The organism is Dyella sp. KRB-257, from assembly GCF_049445995.1.
GTDB lineage: Bacteria > Pseudomonadota > Gammaproteobacteria > Xanthomonadales > Rhodanobacteraceae > Dyella_A.
In genome coordinates, this window is sequence record NZ_JBMSDZ010000054.1 from 1 (window position 1) to 1,458 (window position 1,458).

Below are 1,458 nucleotides of genomic sequence, written 5' to 3' on the forward strand. Positions count from 1 at the left end.
GTGGGGGTCGGTTGCTCGTCGTTCTGCGCTCATCCAGGCCAACAGCCTCGCCCAAGCGCACCGCGTCGCAACCGTCTAACTTCTCGTCCAAGCGGACGGCTCCGCCGCCGCTTAACTCAAGCGTTAGATGTGGAGGGTTCCGTGCGCACCTTTGTGCTTTTGTTTGTCGCAACGCTGCTACCTGGTACTGCAGCGAAAGCTACGCAGCCTTATTCCTCTCAATTTTCCGCTGGGTTCAAGGCGGCGGTAGACAATGCAATGAACCAACCGACTGCTGATGGCCGAACTAGGCTTCTCATGGAGGCCATGCGCAGAGGGACTGACAGTGAAGTGTTCTTCGTCTTTCCTTTACTTTTCCCCCGCAGGGTCATAGATGCTGCTCAAAACGCGCATGTATGTGCTGCTGAGATTTCGTCTTCAATAAAATAACGGCAAAGCCTACTTGGCCGCCGCCCCGACTGAGCGAGAGGATTTTCCTCATGCGCAGGCAAAGAAAATTCGCTCCGACACAGACCGCCTGATCGTGTGTCTCGGCCAATACTACGCCAACGGCCAGCTGCGACTGCCTTCGCAATCATCTAACTAATCGTTCAAGGCGGACGGCTTCGCCGCCGCTTAACTCCAGCGTTAGGCCGTGATGAAACTTCCTCGACTTGCTGCTTGGCTGTTCGGAGCTGCCTCGGCCCTTGCTGGCTTGGGGGCTGCTTTTCTCTGGGTAGCCGCCACGACCACCGCATCGTTGCGGTATGGTCGCTGTGGGCCAGCCAGCGCTGAGTCGCCAGAGCAATATTGTCGGGCCGCCGTGGTGGCTTTACATCAAAGCTATTGGGCCGCTCTTCTGGCTGTTGTTCTCGGGGTCATCGCGATCTTGGTTGGGCGTTGGTGCGGCAAGCACGGTCCTCGAGCCTAACAATTCGTTCAAGGCGGACGGCTTCGCCGCCGCTTAACTCAGGCGTTAGCCTTTAGGTGAGGGAAGATGCGACTTCTGATAGCAACCATATTTCTGCTCTTCGCTGGCAGCGCCCTAGCGCAGCTTTCGCCTTCGACCCCGACTAAGCTTTACGCAGTTGTGTTCCAAGCAACCGTGAACGCTTCAGGCAAGATCGACACGCTCAAGGTTTCCAAAGTTATCGATCCTAGTTCAGGCACTACGGACGCTGTCGACGTGCCCATCCCTCAAGCCTACGTCGCTGCTGCACAGGCTTTTCTCTCCAAACGCACGTACCCAACCGACCCAGAACAGTTCTTTACATATACCTTTTACGATCCATCGCAGCCAACTCGCGCAGACATCGATCCCAAGGCTGGTCGTCAGTGACGGCTAACAACTCCCTGATTCCGTGACGCGCTCCGAGCATAGCGCGCCGACCACCATCGAGCGCCTGATTCGCGCCGGAGTTGGCGATGTGCACGACACGTTGAGCCGTTGGGTTGCGCAGTGTGCGCAAAAAGTCGTCG

Annotated in this window: 1 protein-coding gene; it reads left to right on the forward strand. The window is 57.1% G+C overall.

Annotation, left to right across the window (positions count from 1 at the left end):
* Positions 1 to 976 precede the first annotated feature (976 nt).
* Positions 977 to 1,318: a hypothetical protein gene (locus ACO2Q2_RS17465; protein ID WP_423257523.1), complete on the forward strand. Its 342-nt coding sequence runs from the start codon at positions 977 to 979 to the stop codon at positions 1,316 to 1,318.
* Positions 1,319 to 1,458: the final 140 nt, after the last annotated feature.